Raw genomic sequence first — 322 nt, forward strand, 5'->3', positions numbered from 1 at the left:
AAGGAGAGCCCACCGTGGCTGAAATGTTCTACGACGACGACGCCGACCTGTCCCTGATCCAGGGCAAGAGCGTCGCCGTGATCGGCTACGGCAGCCAGGGCCACGCCCACGCGCTGTCGCTGCGCGACTCGGGCGTCGACGTCCGCATCGGGCTCCAGCCCGGTTCGAAGAGCCGCGAGAAGGCCGAGGCCGAGGGCCTGCGCGTCCTCACGCCGGCCGAGGCGGTCGAAGAGGCCGACGTGATCGTGATCCTGGCGCCCGACCAGCACCAGCGGAAGCTGTACGCCGAGGAGATCGCCCCGGGCCTGACCCCCGGCGACAC

At 70.8% G+C, this 322-nt stretch carries 1 protein-coding gene; it reads left to right on the forward strand.

Translation table 11 applies throughout. The features are described from left to right. Nucleotides 1-14: 14 nt before the first annotated feature. Nucleotides 15-322 (forward strand): NAD(P)-binding domain-containing protein (locus EFL26_RS05845; protein WP_183408050.1); only part of this gene is annotated, 308 nt, incomplete at its 3' end.

The organism is Nocardioides pocheonensis, from assembly GCF_003725535.1.
In the GTDB taxonomy this organism is placed as follows: Bacteria; Actinomycetota; Actinomycetes; order Propionibacteriales; family Nocardioidaceae; genus Marmoricola; species Marmoricola pocheonensis.